13 protein-coding genes are annotated in these 18,960 nt (G+C 32.4%); 7 read left to right on the top strand and 6 right to left on the bottom strand.

The features are described 5' to 3' along the window. Positions 1-120 precede the first annotated feature (120 nt). From DR871_RS12055 to DR871_RS12040, 4 genes are all read right to left on the bottom strand, one after another. Positions 121-972, bottom strand: a complete 852-nt coding sequence (locus tag DR871_RS12055; protein WP_113666660.1) for an N-acetylglucosamine kinase — start codon at positions 970-972, stop codon at positions 121-123. 131 nt (positions 973-1,103) lie between these two features. Next, a complete protein-coding gene (gap, locus tag DR871_RS12050; protein ID WP_113635650.1) occupies positions 1,104-2,108 on the bottom strand; it encodes a type I glyceraldehyde-3-phosphate dehydrogenase in 1,005 nt (334 codons plus the stop codon). A 75-nt stretch (positions 2,109-2,183) separates the two neighbouring features. Then, positions 2,184-3,170, bottom strand: a complete 987-nt coding sequence (pfkA, locus tag DR871_RS12045; RefSeq protein WP_113666661.1) for a 6-phosphofructokinase — start codon at positions 3,168-3,170, stop codon at positions 2,184-2,186. A 381-nt stretch (positions 3,171-3,551) separates the two neighbouring features. Next, complete coding sequence (locus tag DR871_RS12040; RefSeq protein WP_113666662.1) at positions 3,552-8,009, bottom strand: translocation/assembly module TamB domain-containing protein; 4,458 nt, start codon at positions 8,007-8,009, stop codon at positions 3,552-3,554. A gap of 178 nt (positions 8,010-8,187) precedes the next feature. Between DR871_RS12040 and tsaD the strand changes: the two genes are divergently transcribed. The 7 genes from tsaD (at position 8,188) to DR871_RS12005 (ending at position 14,963) form a co-directional block, all read left to right on the top strand. Next, positions 8,188-9,210, top strand: a complete 1,023-nt coding sequence (gene tsaD / locus DR871_RS12035; RefSeq protein WP_113666663.1) for a tRNA (adenosine(37)-N6)-threonylcarbamoyltransferase complex transferase subunit TsaD — start codon at positions 8,188-8,190, stop codon at positions 9,208-9,210. Positions 9,211-9,213: 3 nt separating this feature from the next. Next, the gene (locus DR871_RS12030; RefSeq protein WP_113666664.1) at positions 9,214-9,921 is read left to right on the top strand and encodes a 16S rRNA (uracil(1498)-N(3))-methyltransferase; all 708 of its coding nucleotides are present in this window, start codon (positions 9,214-9,216) and stop codon (positions 9,919-9,921) included. Between the two features lie 11 nt (positions 9,922-9,932). Further along, entirely contained in the window at positions 9,933-10,571 is a 639-nt protein-coding gene (locus DR871_RS12025; RefSeq protein ID WP_113666665.1) for a DUF4159 domain-containing protein, read from the top strand. Positions 10,572-11,098: 527 nt separating this feature from the next. Next, positions 11,099-12,043: a zinc metalloprotease gene (locus tag DR871_RS12020; RefSeq protein ID WP_113666666.1), complete on the top strand. Its 945-nt coding sequence runs from the start codon at positions 11,099-11,101 to the stop codon at positions 12,041-12,043. Positions 12,044-12,119: 76 nt separating this feature from the next. Continuing rightward, positions 12,120-13,211, top strand: coding sequence for an AI-2E family transporter (locus tag DR871_RS12015; RefSeq protein WP_113666667.1), 1,092 nt, complete (start codon positions 12,120-12,122; stop codon positions 13,209-13,211). A gap of 2 nt (positions 13,212-13,213) precedes the next feature. Next, complete coding sequence (locus DR871_RS12010; protein WP_113666703.1) at positions 13,214-14,395, top strand: THUMP-like domain-containing protein; 1,182 nt, start codon at positions 13,214-13,216, stop codon at positions 14,393-14,395. A gap of 1 nt (position 14,396) precedes the next feature. Beyond that, positions 14,397-14,963, top strand: coding sequence for a hypothetical protein (locus DR871_RS12005; RefSeq protein ID WP_113666668.1), 567 nt, complete (start codon positions 14,397-14,399; stop codon positions 14,961-14,963). 4 nt (positions 14,964-14,967) lie between these two features. Here the strand turns inward: DR871_RS12005 and DR871_RS12000 are convergent, their stop codons facing one another. Together DR871_RS12000 and ccsA are read right to left on the bottom strand one after the other, a co-directional pair. Continuing rightward, positions 14,968-15,627, bottom strand: coding sequence for a M15 family metallopeptidase (locus DR871_RS12000; RefSeq protein WP_113666669.1), 660 nt, complete (start codon positions 15,625-15,627; stop codon positions 14,968-14,970). A 104-nt stretch (positions 15,628-15,731) separates the two neighbouring features. Next, positions 15,732-18,938, bottom strand: coding sequence for a cytochrome c biogenesis protein CcsA (gene ccsA / locus DR871_RS11995; protein WP_113666670.1), 3,207 nt, complete (start codon positions 18,936-18,938; stop codon positions 15,732-15,734). Positions 18,939-18,960: the final 22 nt, after the last annotated feature.

Raw genomic sequence — 18,960 nt, 5'->3', positions numbered from 1 at the left:
ACATTCCGTTTAGAACTATTTCAAATAATATTAAATCAAAAAATCACTTACAATTTACTTTTAACCAAGTAAATTATTAGTGATTTTTTTTAGTTAAAAACTGAATTTTACCAGCTAAAACTATTTATTTGCTATGTGGTACGCAATAAGTCCGTCAATAGGTCTTCTTAAAACATTACCTAATTGCAGTTCATATTTATCAAAAGTTTCTTGTAATTCTTCTTTCAAATAAAAAGCAATAGAGCCTACAAAATGCACAGGAACCTCTTTGCAGTTTTCATATTGTTTGATGTAATTTTTTACAAAAGACTTCATTCCTTTGAAAATAATTTTTCTGCAGAATTCTGTTTCTTTATGCTGAATTAAAAATTTTGCAAAAGTCGCTAAATAAGCATTGGGATTTGGTTCTTTATACAGTTTGCTTTTTATAGCATCCGGATCTAAATCATATTCTTTTTCAAATTCAGCTGCCAGTTCCTTTGGCATTTTATTGAAATAATATTTTCTTATTAATTCTTTTCCAAAAACATTTCCACTACAATCATCCATAGCAATATAGCCTAAAGATTGTACTTTTTGGTGCAATTCTTTACCATCAAAATAGCTGCAGTTTGAACCTGTTCCCAATATAGAAACAATTGCTTTCTCTCCTTTTGGAGTTGTTGCATAAACGGCTGCATAAGTATCTTCTTTCACATCAATAATAGCATTAGGAAAATACTTTTGGAATACTTGCGAAAGTGTAATTTTCATTTTATCAGTACCACAACCGGCACCATAAAAGAACAAATGAGTTGCATTCTTTTTATTTTGTAAAATATCAAATCGATCATTTAAACGTTCAACTATTTCATCTGCTTCAAGAACTTCAGGATTCAATCCTAATGTTTGTGTTGTAAACAATACTTTGCCATTGTCATCTACTGCAATCCAATCAGCTTTTGTAGAACCACTATCAACTATTAATCTCATTTTTTTTTGGTTTTTGGTTTCGGAGTTAGCTGTTTTCTAATTGCGTTAAACGGAAAACATCTACTTTAAAAAAGTAATAAAAAATAAAATCCCGTTAAAATAAAGATAACGGGATTTGTAAATATATAGAATTATTTTAAACCTGCAATGTGTACAGATAAATCAATTAATTTGCTAGAATATCCATATTCATTATCATACCAAGAGATGATTTTGAAAAAAGTAGAATTCAAACCAATTCCAGCGTGAACATCTACAATAGAAGTTCTTGAATCAGAAATAAAATCCTGTGATACTACTAAATCTTCAGTGTATCCTAAAATACCTTTCATTGTAGTTTCAGAAGCCTTTTTCAAAACTGCCATAATTTCTTCGTAAGAAGTTTCTTTGGCCACTTTTACCGTTAAATCTACTACAGAAACGTCAGCTGTAGGAACACGCATTGACATACCTGTTAATTTTCCGTTCAATGATGGAATCACTTTTCCAACTGCTTTTGCTGCACCTGTTGATGATGGGATAATATTTAGGTTTGCTGCACGTCCACCTCTCCAGTCTTTTCTAGAAGGACCATCAGTAGTCATTTGAGTTGAAGTTGTTGCGTGAACAGTAGTCATCAAAGCTTCAACAATTTCAAAATTATCGTGAATAACTTTAGCTAAAGGAGCTAAACAGTTTGTTGTACAAGAAGCATTAGAAACAACCATATCCGTAGCTTTAGCTTCAGTATGATTAACTCCCATTACAAACATAGGTGCATCAGCAGAAGGTGCAGAAATAATTACTTTTTTAGCACCACCTTTGATATGCTCGTTTGCAGTTTCAATAGTTGTAAAGAAACCTGTACATTCAGCAACTACATCAACATCAACTTCATTCCATTTTAAATCTGCTGGATTTCTTTCAGCTGTAATACGAATGTTTTTTCCGTTTACAAAAAGTTGTCCTTCTTTTACTTCTACAGTTCCGTTGAAACGACCATGTACTGAATCATATTTCAATAAGTAAGCCAAGTGATCTACATCTAATAAATCGTTGATTGCTACAACTTCTACATTATCTCTATTGAAAGACTCTCTAAATACAATTCTACCAATTCTTCCAAAACCGTTTATTCCTAATTTTACTTTTGACATTTTACTTTAATTTTTTTGTTTATTTTATATTAACTTCATATAAAGTCTAATTTCCTCACAATAAACTTTAACCACTTATGTAGACATAATGTCTGAAACTCTTAATAACTCTCTATCAATCTCTGTTTTGCCTTTGATTGCTTGTTCCAAAGGTGTCAACGAAACTTTATCATTTTGCAATCCGACCATATAATTCGATTTTCCTTCTATCAAAGATTCAACAGCTTTTACACCTAATCTACTAGCTAAAACTCTATCAAAACACGAAGGCGAACCACCACGTTGCATGTGACCCAAAACAGAAACTCTAACATCATATTCTGGCAAATTAGCTTCAACGTAATCTTTTAATTCGAATACATTTTTACCTATTTTATCTCCTTCAGCAATAACGACAATACTGGATGATTTACCTGAAGCTTTACTTTTTTGCAAAGATTCCAATAATCGGTCTAAACCTAAATCTTCTTCTGGGATCAGAATTTCCTCTGCTCCTGCTCCTATACCGGCATTCAAAGCGATATGACCGGCATCTCTACCCATCACCTCTACAAAGAATAAACGGTTGTGGGAACTCGCAGTATCTCTAATTTTGTCAATTACTTCTACTACGGTATTCAGTGCGGTATCGTATCCTAAGGTGTGACTGGTTCCAAAAATATCATTATCAATAGTTCCCGGAATTCCCATCACTGGAAAATTAAACTCCGTATTGAACAGTAACCCTCCTGTAAAAGTCCCATCACCACCTATTACCACTAAAGCATCTATTCCGGCTTTAGTAAGATTTTCATATGCTTTCTTTCTTCCTTCTGGAGTTTTGAATTCTAAAGATCGAGCTGATTTTAAAATCGTCCCTCCTTTATTTACAATGTTGTTGACGCTTCGAGGTCCCATTTCTTTGAAGTCTCCTTCAATCATTCCCTGATATCCTCTATAAATTCCTATACATTCTATGTTATGATAAGCACAAGTACGAACAACTGAGCGAATTGCTGCGTTCATTCCTGGTGAGTCTCCTCCCGAGGTTAGAACACCAACTTTTTTTATTGTTTTTGGCATTATTTAAGTATTAAAGCGTAAAATTAGCAAACATTAACCACTTTCAAGGCTGTGTTTTTAATAAATTAGTAAAGCATTATGAATTCAAACGTTTTCGTTGATAAGTTTTTGAGAAAACTAAATAAATTGATTTTTTATTTAACAAAATTGAAAAATAACCAACTTTTATTTAACAATTAACAATTCGTCTGTTTTTTCACTATTAAACGAGTCGATATACTGCATAATTTATTAGCAAGAAATGATAAAGTTTTTTCCTGTTTGGATCTAAAAAAAAATTGTGGATTTAAGTATGTGCGTTTTGGTTTACTGCAAAACAGTTTGAGGCGTCACTTTTTTTCAATTCAAAATGATATTACCTCCAAGTCCAAAGTGTTATAACTAGTCTTCTTCAGGTATCAAACCTTCCTGATTTTTTTTAATTTTTTCAGGATTCGTTTTCTTTGATTTTGAAAAATTAATATAATCTGGAGATAAATTTGAATCTTGATCTTCCGATACCGGAGCTGACAAACTCTCAATTTTTAAATTTTTAAATATTTTATTGACAAATTCTTTAAATGTATCGAAATCAACTTCATAAGAAACCCCTAGACCTTGCGTGTAACCAATTCCTTGACCAACATAATTGATGTCATTTTCTTTGTTAAAAAGTCGTAAATTAAGTGTTCCGTCCTCATTCACTCTATATAAAACTTCAACATCACCTACAATTGCTGATTCATTTATTCCACCAAAAGGAACTCCTAGTTTACCATTGATGGTCACTCTTTCATTAATTTTGGATGAAATTGTAGCAACAAATCTTCCATCAGTTTCTTTTCCTATTCGTCTATCGGCACCAATGAAATTAAGTCCCACTTTAAATTTCTCATCATCAGATTGAATGATTCCTCCTAAAATACTCGAAGCTGTTTCAAATAAACTTCCAGAAAAATCAGACTGATTCACTCCTTCCGGACTCAAGAATCCACCCGAAGAAAGTAAATACAGCGCTTGCGTCTGGCGAACATCTTTATCGTTTAATTTATATTGAATTTCTGATTTCAAAACATTACTTACTGTTGGAAATTCAATATTAAAATCGGGTTCAGGACTCGTTAAATCGCCTCGAAGACCTATCACTACTTCAACAGGAACTTTAGTATTAAAAGAAGAGTTATCCAATAAAACAGCAGGATTTGCTGAAGTTTTATAGATTGCTTCCAGATTTAATTGCGCCTTCATAGGATTTCCTTCCCATGTGATTGAACCTCCTTTTTTTACTTCAAATTTCTTATCAATAAGCCCACCGTATTTAAAATTATAGGTTCCTTCATACGCCTGGAAATCTCCCCACATATTGAATCTTCCCAAAGTATTAATTTTAAACAAAAGCGATCCAAAACCTTTTCCTTTCATTCCGTGACCGGTATTACGATCCAGAATTACTTCTACTTCGGCATCAGGTGTAATATCGAAATCAAATTCTAATTCTAGTCCGTTGTAATTTCTGCTGTTTTCAACAATACCATTTTCCAGATTGTATTTTTCTTTAGCCGTTACAAAATGAATAAAGATATTATCACTAACACTTTCGGCATTATTTATAGGGATTTTTACCGCAGTTCCTTTCTCAGATTTAGCTTCAACTTTTATAAACAAGGAATTTGTAGGTCCCTTAATAGTTGCCTTTCCATCTATAAAAGCTGTACCATAATACGCTGCATCTTCACTATCTTTAGTATCTAATGCTAATAATCTTTTAGAATTAATGGCTAAATCTAACTTCCAATCCGTAAAATTATTATGTTCAATACTTCCGTTTAAGTTTCCTTTTGTTCCATATTTGGTATCGGTCAGCGTATTATTTCTAAAGAGAAACTTTTCATCCGTCAAATCAATAATCGTATTATCGCTCAAACCATAATCTACATTCAGATACGGTATTGTAATTCCAGCAGCATCTAAATAAAGACGACCGCTAATATTAGGTTTTTTAAGATTTCCTTCAATGGTTGAATTCCCTGAAATATAACCTCGTATATTAGACAATACTTCACCGCCAAGGGAGTTTAAAGTTGCAATATTGAATTTATCAAATTTCAGTTGTAAATCTAAAATTGTTTCTTTATTCACTATTTCAAAACTTCCATCCGCTTTGAATAAATCTACATTTTCATTTTCTAAATTCGAATTGATGTTGAATTTCCTCAGACTTTCGTCGCCTTCAATATTAAAATTTAACGTTCCTAAATCCGTTTTATTCACGTTCAATTTGTCAATAATAATAGAAGCTGTCGGTTGGTAAACGTCGTTATTCTGCTTGAAATTCACTTCTCCATTTATATTTCCATGGACTACAAACTTTTCATTGACGGGCGTAATCTGATTTAAATCAACGTCTTTAAAACTCAACTTCAAATCCTTAATGGTAGTGTCCTTAAAAACCCCAGCTAATGAAATAGATTGGTCTTCATGAGATAATATGATGTTATCAATATCAAAATTTTTGAATGATTTATCAAAAACTATTTGGTTATCAGGTGTTTCATTTTCATTTAAAAACCAAAGATAATCCTTGAATTTCACTTCTGATTTACTGATTCCTACCACATTATTATTGTCTTTATTGATGGTGTGGTATAAATTCAGGTTATAATAATCTTCCGCTTTTGGACCACCTTTAAATTCAGAACGAAAGAACAACGTATCTTTCATCGTAACATTTATCAGGCTAAAATCGCGTATTTTATAATATTTCGTCTTGATACTATCTAATTCTATGTAAGCATTATACAATGGGTTTTTATTATCTACTGAAACTCTAATATTATCAAGTGTATTGTTCGCAGCAATAATCTGAGGTGAATTAAAATTGAGTTTAAACTCCTGATTATCGGAGTTAATACTTCCTTTTACAATAGTATTGGAGCCAATTGAAATTTCAGGATAAAATATCTCGATGATCTTATTATAGATGGAAAAATTAAACTTCAGGAACTGTCCTTTTTTGACTTTACTTGGTTTAAAATTCGTGTAAAGACTTCCTAAAGAATTTTTTACCAAATTTTCTAACTGATTGAATTCATATTTCCCTACAATTTCACCCTGCACAATATCTGGAGAATTTACGGTTATCGTTCGTACTCTATTGCTGTCAAAAGTTGAATTTATTGCAAAATCATCAAAATTATAAGTGTCTTTTGCATTTTTATATGACGTTTTGTTTATGTAGACATTTCCCTGAAAGTTCTCGATATTATTCCCTGAAGCCTGAACCACAACATCGCCTTTAAACACCGAAACCGAATCTTTCATTAACTTCAACTTGTACAAATCTGCATTTTCAACGTTGATATGAAAATCGTAACGGCTATCTTTTTTACTCAAGTCCAATAATCCATCAAAATTCATGCTCAAATTTGGGTCGTTAACAGAAATTTGACCTTTATAGTAAGGACTTTTAAGCGTGCCGTCGACAACAATATTGGTATAATTGTAATTTTTATAATCTATTTGACTAATATCTCCTTTAATGGCAGTATCTAAGAATTTTTGTTTAAAACCTTTTCCATCAACATCAATATTCAAACTAACGCGACCCAAATCTTTTTGATCCAATAATGTTCCAATGTCAAAATTATCAAAGATTACATTCCCTAAATAAGAAGCCTTGTCAATTACATTTATATTTTGAATAGCCAATTTTGAAGTTACTTTTCCCAATGCGGTTATCATGGAAAAATTAGCATCAACTGCTGTAGTTGAAACATTAGAAGTTCCCGAGGCAGAAAATCGACCTAACTTTTTTAAGGAACTAGGTAATTTAGTTCCTAAAATATTCGGGAGTATAACCACCAAATCGTCATAGCTGGATGTCAACTTATCAAACTTAGCGTACATGGAGAATTTCTGACCTTTTTTGGCAAACAGATTTTTAAAATTAATATCACCGTTGATTCGTGTTTTTCGGTCATCCACTAATTCAAGGTTTTTAAATTTCAGATCATTCAGCGTCCCTTTAATACTTGCTTTAGTATAAAAATGCTGGTTCTTACCAATTTCTTTATAAAAATAACGAATATCATTTGAAGCAATTGAAGCCGACTTTAATTGAATATCAAAAAGTACTTTATCCGTGAAATTAGAGAAATCTTCAATTTTATAGTTCAACAAAACCGTTCCAACCAAAGTAGATTCTTTCGTTAACAAATCAAGATTTTCAAGCTTAATATTTTTCTTTGAATAGGTAAATTTTGATTTCAAATTTTTAACATACAAACCACGAAAGTCTAAAAATGACATTTTGTTTATGTTTGTCGTCACATCCGGACCAAATATCAAGAAATCCGTTACGGATGCATTAAGTTTTGTAAAATCAAGATCTTTTGGATTGTCTCTATTATCATCTGTTAAGATAAAACGTCCGTTAAAAATTTGAAGTTTATTTGCTTTAAGCAAAAACTTTCTGCTGGAAGGTTTCCCGGTTTCAAAAGCTTTAATGAATTTATCAAGATTAGATTCTTTCTCGTTTTTATAAGTTCTCAGATTAAAAAGCAAACCATGCAAATCCAAACCATCAAAAATCAAATCTCCATTAAGTAGTTTCTTACTTTCCAAAATAGTGGTTGAAATTCTTTCGGAGTAAATTAAAGTGTCTTTGTGGTGGTCCAGAATCAATACTTTTTTAAATTTCACCCCACCAAAAACCGAAACGGCAACACCATCAATGGTAATATTAGTTCCAAAATCCTTATTGATACTATTAGTAAAATAACGTGCAATTTTCGTCTGAACAACTGGCATGGTAAGCGCAATAGCAAGTACCAACAAAAGCAGGATTAGTCCAAGCAGCATGCGTAACGCTATTTTTATAACTTTTTTGATACCTATTTACTATTTAATGTTCTAAAATTTGATTTTGCCATAGGAAACGGAGCGCCTTTGATAAAAATTCTTTAATTTTGCCATCTGACGAAAAAATATTTTTTCTTTAATTGACCCGTCAAATGTAATTCAAAATTTGTGCCTTTTTATGCAAAATCCCGAGGTTTTTATTCTTGCCATCGAAAGTTCCTGTGACGATACTGCCGCCGCCATCTTACAAAACGATAAAGTGCTGTCAAATGTTGTGGCAAATCAGCTAATTCATAATCAATACGGTGGCGTGGTACCTGAACTTGCCTCTCGTGCGCACCAACAAAATATTGTTCCCGTTGTCGATGCTGCTCTTCGCAAGGCAAATATACAAAAAGAACAACTATCCGCAATTGCTTTCACCCAAGGTCCTGGCCTTATGGGTTCGCTTTTGGTAGGAAGTTCTTTTGCAAAATCATTGGCGCTGGCGTTGCAAATTCCATTGATAGCCGTAAACCACATGCAAGCCCATGTTTTGGCTCATTTTATTGAGGAAGAAAGTTTTGACAAACCTACCTTTCCCTTTTTGGCGTTGACCATCAGCGGCGGACATACTCAAATCATTAAAGTGGATGATTTTTTTGATATGACCGTAATTGGCGAAACTACAGATGATGCAGTTGGTGAAGCCTTTGACAAAAGCGCAAAAATTTTAGGACTTCCCTATCCAGGTGGTCCTTTGATTGATAAATATGCGCAACTGGGAAATCCAAAAGCATTTGCTTTTACCAAACCAAAAGTTCCTGGTTTAGATTTTAGTTTCTCTGGTTTGAAAACGGCAATTTTATATTTTATCCAAAAGAAAAAATTAGAAAACCCTAATTTTGTTGATGAAAACCTCAATGATATTTGCGCTTCGATTCAGTTTACCATTATAGAAATTTTGATGGATAAATTGAAATTAGCCGTAAAAGAAACCGGAATAAAACAAATTGCTATTGGCGGAGGTGTTTCTGCCAATTCCGGAATTAGAAATACGTTGAAAGAAGCCGAGAACAAATACGGATGGAAAACATTTATCCCTAAATTTGAATACACCACTGATAATGCCGCAATGATTGGAATTGTGGGTTATCAAAAATTTTTAACACAATCATTTGAAACTTCTTCAGTAGTTTCTAAAGCAAGAATACAATTCTAAATTATGCAATTATTTTACAATCCAACTATTACGGAATCTACTGCGATTTTTTCTTTTGATAAAGAGGAAAGCAAACACATCATTAAAGTATTGCGCAAAAAAGATACGGACCTATTATATGTTACCAATGGCTTAGGTTTTTTATTTAAAACTGAAATCACATTGGCTTCCGACAGTAAATGCACCGTTAAAATCATTTCTTTCGAAAAAGCCGCTCCTTCAAAATTCAGATTGCATCTGGCTGTAGCGCCCACTAAAATGAACGACCGCTATGAATGGTTTCTGGAGAAAGCCACCGAAATAGGTATACAAGAGATTACACCAATTATTTGCGATCACTCTGAACGCAAAGTCATCAATAACGAACGATTTGATAAAATTTTATTGACAGCGATGAAGCAATCTAATGAATTATATTTGCCTAAATTGAATCCCGCTATCACTTTTAAGGAATTTGTAAAACTTAAAAATGAAGATATAAAACTAATTGCGCATTGTGAAGAAACAGATAAAAAAACATTGAAATCTGTTTTGAAACCAAATGAAAATATTACTATGCTGATAGGTCCTGAAGGCGACTTTTCCGAAAAAGAAATCGTTTTGGCTCTAGAAAATGATTTTACTGCCGTTTCTTTGGGAAACACCAGATTACGCACAGAAACTGCGGCAATAGTTGCCTGTCACAGCGTAGTATTTGTTAATGAAGAATAACTAATTTTATTATGAGGAAACTATTTTATCTTCTGTTAATCCTTTCAACACCTTTGTTTTCGCAAGAAATTGCTTTGGTAAAATACAGTGGCGGTGGCGATTGGTATGCAAATCCAACGTCGCTGCCTAACTTGATAAAATATTGCAACACCAATATTAATACCCGTATAAAAATAAAACCGGCAACTGTTGAACCAGGAAGTCCAGATTTATTTTCATATCCTTATGTACACCTCACTGGTCACGGAAATATCGTTTTTAATGAAGCTGAAGTAAGCAATCTTAAAAATTATTTACTGGCGGGAGGATTTCTTCATATTGACGATAATTATGGGATGGACCAATATATAAGAAAAGAAATAAAAAAAGTATTCCCCAATAATAACTTAGTTGAAATACCAGCGAATCATCCTATTTTCCAAAAGCCTTATACATTTCCTGCTGGCTTACCAAAAATACACGAACACGACGGGAAACGACCACAAGCATTTGGAATTTTTATAAAAAGCAAACTGGTCCTATTGTACACCTATGAATGCGATTTAGGAGACGGCTGGGAAGATCCTGAAGTCAATAACGATCCTGCAGCAGTACGCGAAAAAGCTTTAAAAATGGGCGCTAACATCATGAGTTATATTTTTAGCAACTAAACGGAATCTATTTCTCTCGATCTATTCGAATTTCATTTATTATCTTTATATTTTAAACCTGAAATTATCAGGTTTTAAAAAAAATATATTGAACACTTATTTACTATAAAATATAGCAAAATAACTCTTTCTATATTTCATATTTTTAAAAATTACCCCATTACTTTAGACTATTTGTGATATCGTAGTTAATAAAATTGACTTAAAAAATCTAGATTAACACTTATTTCACTCAAGTAACACATTCCTATATTTTAAGTAAATTAGCGAATTATCAGAACAAACGGCAACAAAGGTCATAAATCATTCAATTAAACATACGAAAAGAAGTAATTTTTTACTGAATATTAAATTCAAACATAAGAAAATACATTGAAAATAAAAAAATCTAATTTTACGGAAACCCGTAAAATGTGAGAGTTAGAAATTATTTAATAAAAAAGTTGATCAATTGTTTTTTTTATGAAAAATTTGTTATAAAATTGTGAAATAATTAACCAAAACTATTAATTTATAACAAATTTATTATGAAAAAAATTTTTTTATCTGCTGCGGCATTTTTAATGCTTTTCTCTTGTCAGAATGACACAACAGAATCTAATCCAGAAGCAAGTGCAGTATCGCGACGTGGTTGTGCTTCACAAGAAGTTCTTGCAGCACAAATGAAAGCTGATCCAACATTAGCTTTAAGAATGAATAAAATTGACGCTTTTACGGAGAAAGCAATGTTATCGGGACGTTTAGTAAACGGTAAAGTAGAAATTCCAGTGGTCGTAAACGTTTTATACAGAACTGCTGCAGAAAATATTTCATTGGCTCAAATCCAATCTCAAATTGATGTCTTAAATAAAGATTTTAATGCTTTAAATTCTGATTATTCTTCAGTTCCTACTTTATTCTCAGGCGTAAAAGCGAATGTTGGAATTACATTTGTATTACAAAATGTAGTAAGAAAATCTACAAGTACCTCTTCATGGTCTACTAATGATGCTATGAAAAAATCAGCAAAAGGAATTGCTCCAACTACACCTACAACTGTTTTAAACATGTGGTCATGTAACTTGGGTGGCGGTATTCTTGGTTATGCACAGTTTCCTGGAGGAGCTTCTGCTACTGACGGAGTTGTAATTGACAACAATGCTTTTGGATCAACAGGTACTGCCGCTGCACCTTTTAATTTAGGAAGAACAGCTACTCACGAAGTGGGTCACTGGATGAACTTACGTCACATTTGGGGTGATGCTACTTGTGGAAGCGATTTAGTTTCTGATACACCTACACACAATGATGCAAACTATGGTATTCCTGCTTATCCTCACTACAGCACTTGTACTGGTACTCCAGTTGAAATGACAATGAACTACATGGACTATACTGACGATGCAGGAATGTATATGTTCTCTAACGGTCAAAAATCTAGAATGGCTGCTTTATTTGTTTCCGGTGGAGCAAGAGCAAGTTTCGGAATATAATTTTTTAGTTTTTTTTGAAATCAAAACTCGCTACTTGTTAGCGAGTTTTTTTATATTTACAATCTAAATTAGGAACATGATTACATCAAAAACCATTTCAAACGGGATTCTCAGAGCATTATTAACACTAACTTTCTGTGGCTTAGTGTTGTTCTTTTTTTATCAAATTCAATCCGTACTGATTTATCTTGTTGTATCATTCATACTCACATTAATAGGAAATCCCATTTTAGACTTTTTTAAAAAGCGATTAAAATTGAATCATATTGTTGCAACGATAGCAACATTATTTATTTTCATATTAATCATTTTTGGTTTTATAATGATGTTTGTTCCTTTGATTTTATCTCAAGGACAAAACCTATCACTTCTTAACACTACTGAGATTGAAAAAGACATACTTCAGTTAATCAATCAAATTACCGTTTTTCTAGACAATCACCAAATTGACTCTGCTCAAGTTTTACAAGAAGCAAACATAACCTCCAAAATAAATTTTAATTTTATACCTAACTTTTTAAATACGATTCTAGGTACACTAAGTAGTTTAGGCGTTGGATTAGGTTCTGTTTTATTCATTACTTTTTTCTTTTTAAAAGATAGACTCATGTTCATTGTAGGAGCAAAAAAACTAATTCCAAATAGCCATGAAGATCAAATATTACATTCATTAGAAAAAATTAATCACTTGCTATCTCGCTATTTTATTGGATTATTGCTTCAATTATTCATTGTATTCCTTTTATACCTAATTGTGTTATTCCTTTTTGGAGTTCCAAACGCGCTTGTTATTGCCTTTTTATGTGCGGTTTTGAATATTATCCCCTATATTGGACCGCTTATTGCATCTGTTTTGGCTGCAATTCTAACTATGTTAAGCAATCTGGGAAGTGATTTTCAATCTGAAATTTTACCAACCACCGTTTATGTTTTAATTGGTTTTTGGATTGTTCAAATTATCGATAATAATTTATCCCAGCCCATCATTTTTTCAAAAAGTGTAAGTTCACATCCGCTGGAAATATTTCTTGTTATCCTGATTGCAGGCTTTCTTTTCGGTATATTAGGAATGATAGTCGCTGTTCCTTTATACACCATAATTAAAGTAATGGGTAAAGAATTTTTCCCAGAAAACAAAATTATCATGCTATTAACAAAAGATATTTAATGTTGGATTTAATGCTTTTAAATCCCGAAATACAAGCATTTATCAATGCGAATATTGGCACGAGCATTTCGAAATTAGCGCTTCAAAAAAATCCATTTCCTGACGTGGATTGGATTCGTATTTTGAATCAAATTGAAGCCAAATCAAAAGCAAAAGACAAATTACCAAATTGGTTTGCTACTAAAAATATTATTTATCCCAGTAAAATATCAATAGAACAAACTTCATCACAAAAAACAGCAGAATATAAAGCTTCCTTAGTTTCTGGTGAAAGTTTAATTGATTTGACGGGAGGTTTTGGTGTAGACGATTATTATTTTGCAAAAAAAATAAAGAATGTCGTCCATTGTGAAATAAATTTAGAATTATCAGCGGTTGTAAAACACAATTTTGAACAATTGAATGTTTTAAATATTACTTGTTATTCAGGCGATAGTTTGGATACTTTACACATTTTAAATAAAAAATGGGACTGGATTTACATTGATCCATCCAGACGAAATGATGCCAAAGGAAAAGTATTTCTGCTCAAAGATTGCTTGCCTAATGTACCTGAAAATTTAGATTTTTATTTTAAAAATACAGAGGCAATTTTAATCAAAACTGCTCCATTACTAGATATTTCAGCTGGATTATCAGAATTACAACACGTAAAAACGATTCATATTGTAGCCATTGATAACGAAGTTAAAGAGTTATTATGGGAAATCCACAAATCTTTTTCTGGCAATACATCTATAAAAACAATAAACATAACAAAGGATAAATCAGACACTTTTGAATTTATTTTGAATGAGGAATCTAATTCTTCAACCTTAAGTTTGCCAAAAAAATATCTTTACGAACCCAATAGTGCAATAATGAAATCTGGTGGATTCGATGCCGTAAGTTCCCTCTACAATTTAGATAAACTTCATAAGCATTCTCATTTATACACTTCGACTGAAATCAAATCTTTTCCAGGACGTGTTTTTGAAATTCAAAAATTTTTGCCGTACAACAAACTGGAAATGAAATCCTTTTTAGAACACACACAAGCAAATATCACAACACGAAATTTTCCAGATAGTGTAGAAAGCATTCGGAAAAAATGGAAAATAAAAGACGGCGGAAATGTCTATTGTTTTTTCACAACCGATGAGAATAATAATAAAATTGTTTTAATTTGCACCAAAATATCATAAAATGAAATACATTATTACAATAACCATATTATTCTTCAGTCTGAACATATTTGCTCAAAAACCATGCGAATACAGTGCTAACGTAACTGATTCTATTGGGACTTATAAAGCAACCAAAGAATACATGATTAGCGAAAAAAATTTTGCAGGGAATTCAAGTTATATTTTTTATTCTTTAGCCTTAACAGATGGCTTACCAACTTTAACAGTTCAATTAATTCAAAAAAGTAAAGACTTTTTGAAAGCAAATTGTTTTGATAAAAACTCCAAATTATTTTTACAGTTAAATAATGGAAAAATAATCACATTGATTCATATTGATCAAGAAAATTGCGGCACCATGATCCGTGATGAAAAAGGATTTGACAATAGAGTTAATTCTGGTATTTTTATGTTTATGAAAGATAGTTTTCAGGATTTAAAAAGCTCACCTGTATCGATGATGCGAATTAAATACTTAACAGATATAGAAGATTACGTCTTCAAAAAAGAGTTCAAATCTGAATTAACGAGCGAAATTTACAATCCCGAGACCTATTTCATTGATAACTTAAAATGCATTGAATAAGTACTTATTTACATTCCCATTTAACATTAGAAACTTTATCATTCAACCCTGATTTCAAATTGTAATGCCACCATTCTGAATCAAAAGAATTAAACCCGCTACTTGTCATTATAGTTTTCAATACTATTCTGTTTTGCTTCACTTCTTCTGAAACATTTGGATAATTGTGACTTGCTTCTCTTCCAAAAAAATCGAAGGAAGTTCCCATGCCTAATTCTTTTCCAAAACGGTCTACTAAAGTAATATCTACTGCTCCTCCTCTATTGTGAATAGAACCTTTGCCAGGGTTAGCAACGTATTTTGGATTAGAAACAATTTTCCACATTTTTTTCTGAATGTCTAAAGGACGATAACAATCAAAAATTTTGATTTTGTATCCTTTTTCAATAAACTTTTTGTTTGCTTCAATAAGTGCATTAACCGTTTTTAGCCGTAAAAAACATTCTCCACAATCATAGACTTTTGCTTTTAAGAAATTATCAGCTGTAGCATATTTCATATCATAGACAAAATCTTGACTGTACTGTTTTAAATTTACAAACGTACTGTCATTAATACATTGATTATTGACTTCTTCCTTATCATAAATCACATTTTGCGATTGACAGCTAACCATCCAAAAAAAAGAGCATAATAATAAAGATAATTTATAGTCGAAATTCATAGCATATATTTTTTATAAAAATAATACAATTAAAGAAGTTTTTTTAGTACTTCTAAAAACAAAAAAAGCTGCTCAAAAGAACAGCTTTAAGAATCAAAAAAATCTTATTTTTTATAATACTTCTTATATTTTGGATAGGAAACTGCACCAAATAAAGTAATTCCTCCAAGAGAATACCAAATCCAACTCAATGAATGTGCTTCACCACTTGCGTAAGAATGCAATCCTACCAAGTGAAAATTTACTCCATAATACGTAAACAAAATAGATATAAAAGCAAACATGCTCATTAAATTGAAAATCCATTTTCCTCGTAAAGAAGGAACAAATCGGGCATGAATTACAAAAGCATACACCATAATACTGATCAATGCCCAAGTCTCTTTTGGGTCCCATCCCCAGTAACGCCCCCAACTTTCATTGGCCCATTGTCCTCCAAGGAAGTTTCCAATAGTTAACATTATCAAACCTATCGTCAAGGCTAATTCATTAATATAAGTGATTTCCTGAATATTCAAATCCATTTTGGCTTTGTTTTTTTCATTGGTAAACAAAATCAGTAATAATGAAACAGCACCTAAAATAAATCCTAATGCAAACGGGCCATAACTAGCCACAATTACCGCAACGTGAATCATTAACCAGTAGGAATTCAGTACCGGTTGCAGATTAGCAATTTCCGGGTCAATCCAGTTCATGTAGGCCGCAGCCAAAATCATCGCAGTTACAAACGCTGAAGAAGCCACCGTAAGTTTCGATTTCCTGTCGAAAGCCAATCCAAAAAACATCGTTGCCCAAGCCACATATATAATAGATTCATACGCATTACTCCAAGGCGCGTGACCAGAAATATACCATCTTGCAATAAGTCCCAAAGTGTGTAACACAAATAATCCAATTACAACAATGTGCATAAAATTAACTAAATAATTCAATGCCTTTCTTTCTTTGAAGATTTGTAAAATCGTGAAAAACAACATCAAAATCGATGCGAAAATATACCAATACGGCAATTTTTTGAAAACATCATATTTGTTATACAATACTTCTGAAGTAATTTTTTCTTCGCTTGGTCTTACTTTGCTACCAAAACGTTTTTGGAAACCTTTGATGCTTTCCAGCAATTCATCGGCTGTTTTGTAGTCATTAGAAGTTGAAGCGTTAGCCAAAGAACCAAAATATAAAGGCAATACATTTTTAGTATAGGTCGCTTCCATTCCTTTGAAACCGGCTTCATTGAGTTCTAAATAAGAAACCCATTTGTTATTTTTATCATCCGGAAGAGGGAAAATCTTTAATATTCGACCGCTTAATGCAGATTCCATCAAGTTTACCTTCTTATCCGTTTCTATAAAATCTTTTTCGAATTGATTAGGATTAGCCGCTTTAAATGCTTCTTCTAAATATTTAGAAAGCTTATAATTTCCTTTGGCATCAAAGAAAGCCACAAAAGGAGCAAATTCTGCTTTTTTGTCGACTCCTATAATCTTTCGAATACTGTCATTCCCGCTTTTGATATATATAATTGGGATTTCAATCCAATAACTCGCATATTGTGTCATGGACAAAAATACCTGATCAGAATTCATTCCGCTATACGAATCATCATGACTTACTTTACGCAACAATTCTGATGAAAATGTATTAATCGGTTTCATTCTTCCGCCACCGTCTTGGATTACAAGTCTACCAAATTTTGACGCATGTTCTGCAGGAACTTTATATTTAGTAATCAAATCATTCAGTTCATCCTGACTCAATATTTTTTTGGTATGATTAGCATGCGTTGCCGGTGCTGCTTCAGCTTCCGTATGCGCATGTCCCTCGTGATCCGCGTGATTGTGTTCCTGTTCTTGTGCGAAAGTGCTGAAACTAAAAAACAAAATAAGAATAGTTAACAATTTAGCTTTCTTAGTTTTAACTACTTCCAGTTTGCGTTTGATATCTGCAAAACGAGAATATTTGGTAAACATAATCGCCATCATTGCAAAATACAACATAAAATAACCGGCATAAGTTAGTGCAGTTCCCCAAAAATCATGATTTACAGATAAAACTGTTCCTTTTTCATCAGGATCAAAACTAGACTGAAAAAAGCGATATCCTTTGTGGTCCAATACATTATTCATATAAATTCTGGCATCAAATGGTTCTTTATCTTCAACGGTTACTTTACTTTCAAACGAAGAATAACTTTTCTCTGTTCCTGGATATTTCTGAGCAATAAAATCATTCAATTTTATCTTGAAAGGCAACACATATGCTTTACTTCCGTAGAAAAAAGAGTAATCTATATTCCCAATTTTTACCGTTTTGGCCTCTCCTACTTTACCTTTGGAACCTAAAACGGTAACTGTTTTTTCTTGACCGTCAGCAATAACTTTTATCGTTACCGCATCCTCATGACTTTTAGCTTTGAAATCATTATCCGATTCGTAATCAACAATCCCTTTTACTGCAGGATCTGGAAATACAAATCGCATTTCACCTATGCTGTATAAAGAACGCATCATCAAGGGTTGCGCATTATCTTTAGTCACTTTGCCCTGTAATTTATCTGCCATTCGCATAAAATTACCTTCAAAAGGCGTTTGAATCGTATAGGCACTTCCAGTCGTATTGATATTTATGGCACCATCCATATATTTATTTAAAGAAAATAAAACGTTATGAATATTTTGAACTTCGCCCTCTTTCAAGAAATGCTCGTGACGACCGCCATCACCAGCTTCTACAATTTTTAAAAATACTGTTCCCTTTGTATTAGGCTTAATGTATTCTTTGGCTCCCATTATGAAATTTTCATATTTTACTTCAAATGGTGTGTCAGCAAACTTTTCGGAAATACGGAAATTATTATTTACAGCGGGAGAAAGCAACACTTGTTTTTCAAAAACGCGGCGTTTCATTTCCCCTTTATATTCGCCATCAACAAAAACAGTCAGAAACGTTTTATCTGAAAAAATTTGATTTTCCGAAGCGCCTTCTCTGATGGGCATCATTCCTTCATAACTAATGTAACGCGTTACAAAAGCACCCGCAATAATGAATATAAAAGACAAATGCAGCAATAAAGTAGCCCATTTTTCTTTTTTTAAGAGTTGGTAACGCTTAATATTTCCAATGAAATTGATTAAGAAAAATACGTGTATGGCTTCAAACCACCAGGCATTGTAAATTAAAATTTTAGCGGTATCGGTGTTGTATTTACTTTCGATAAAAGTTCCGGTGGCCATGGCAACGGCATAGGAAATAAATAAGAAGGCCATTAAGCGGGTAGAAAACAAAAAAGAGAATATTTTTTTATCCATTTTTATGGGATTATGTTTTGTA

The organism is Flavobacterium petrolei, from assembly GCF_003314435.2.
In the GTDB taxonomy this organism is placed as follows: Bacteria; Bacteroidota; Bacteroidia; order Flavobacteriales; family Flavobacteriaceae; genus Flavobacterium; species Flavobacterium petrolei.
The sequence above is the reverse complement of the archived record's forward strand: the minus strand, read 5'-3'. Positions and strand labels throughout refer to the sequence as shown.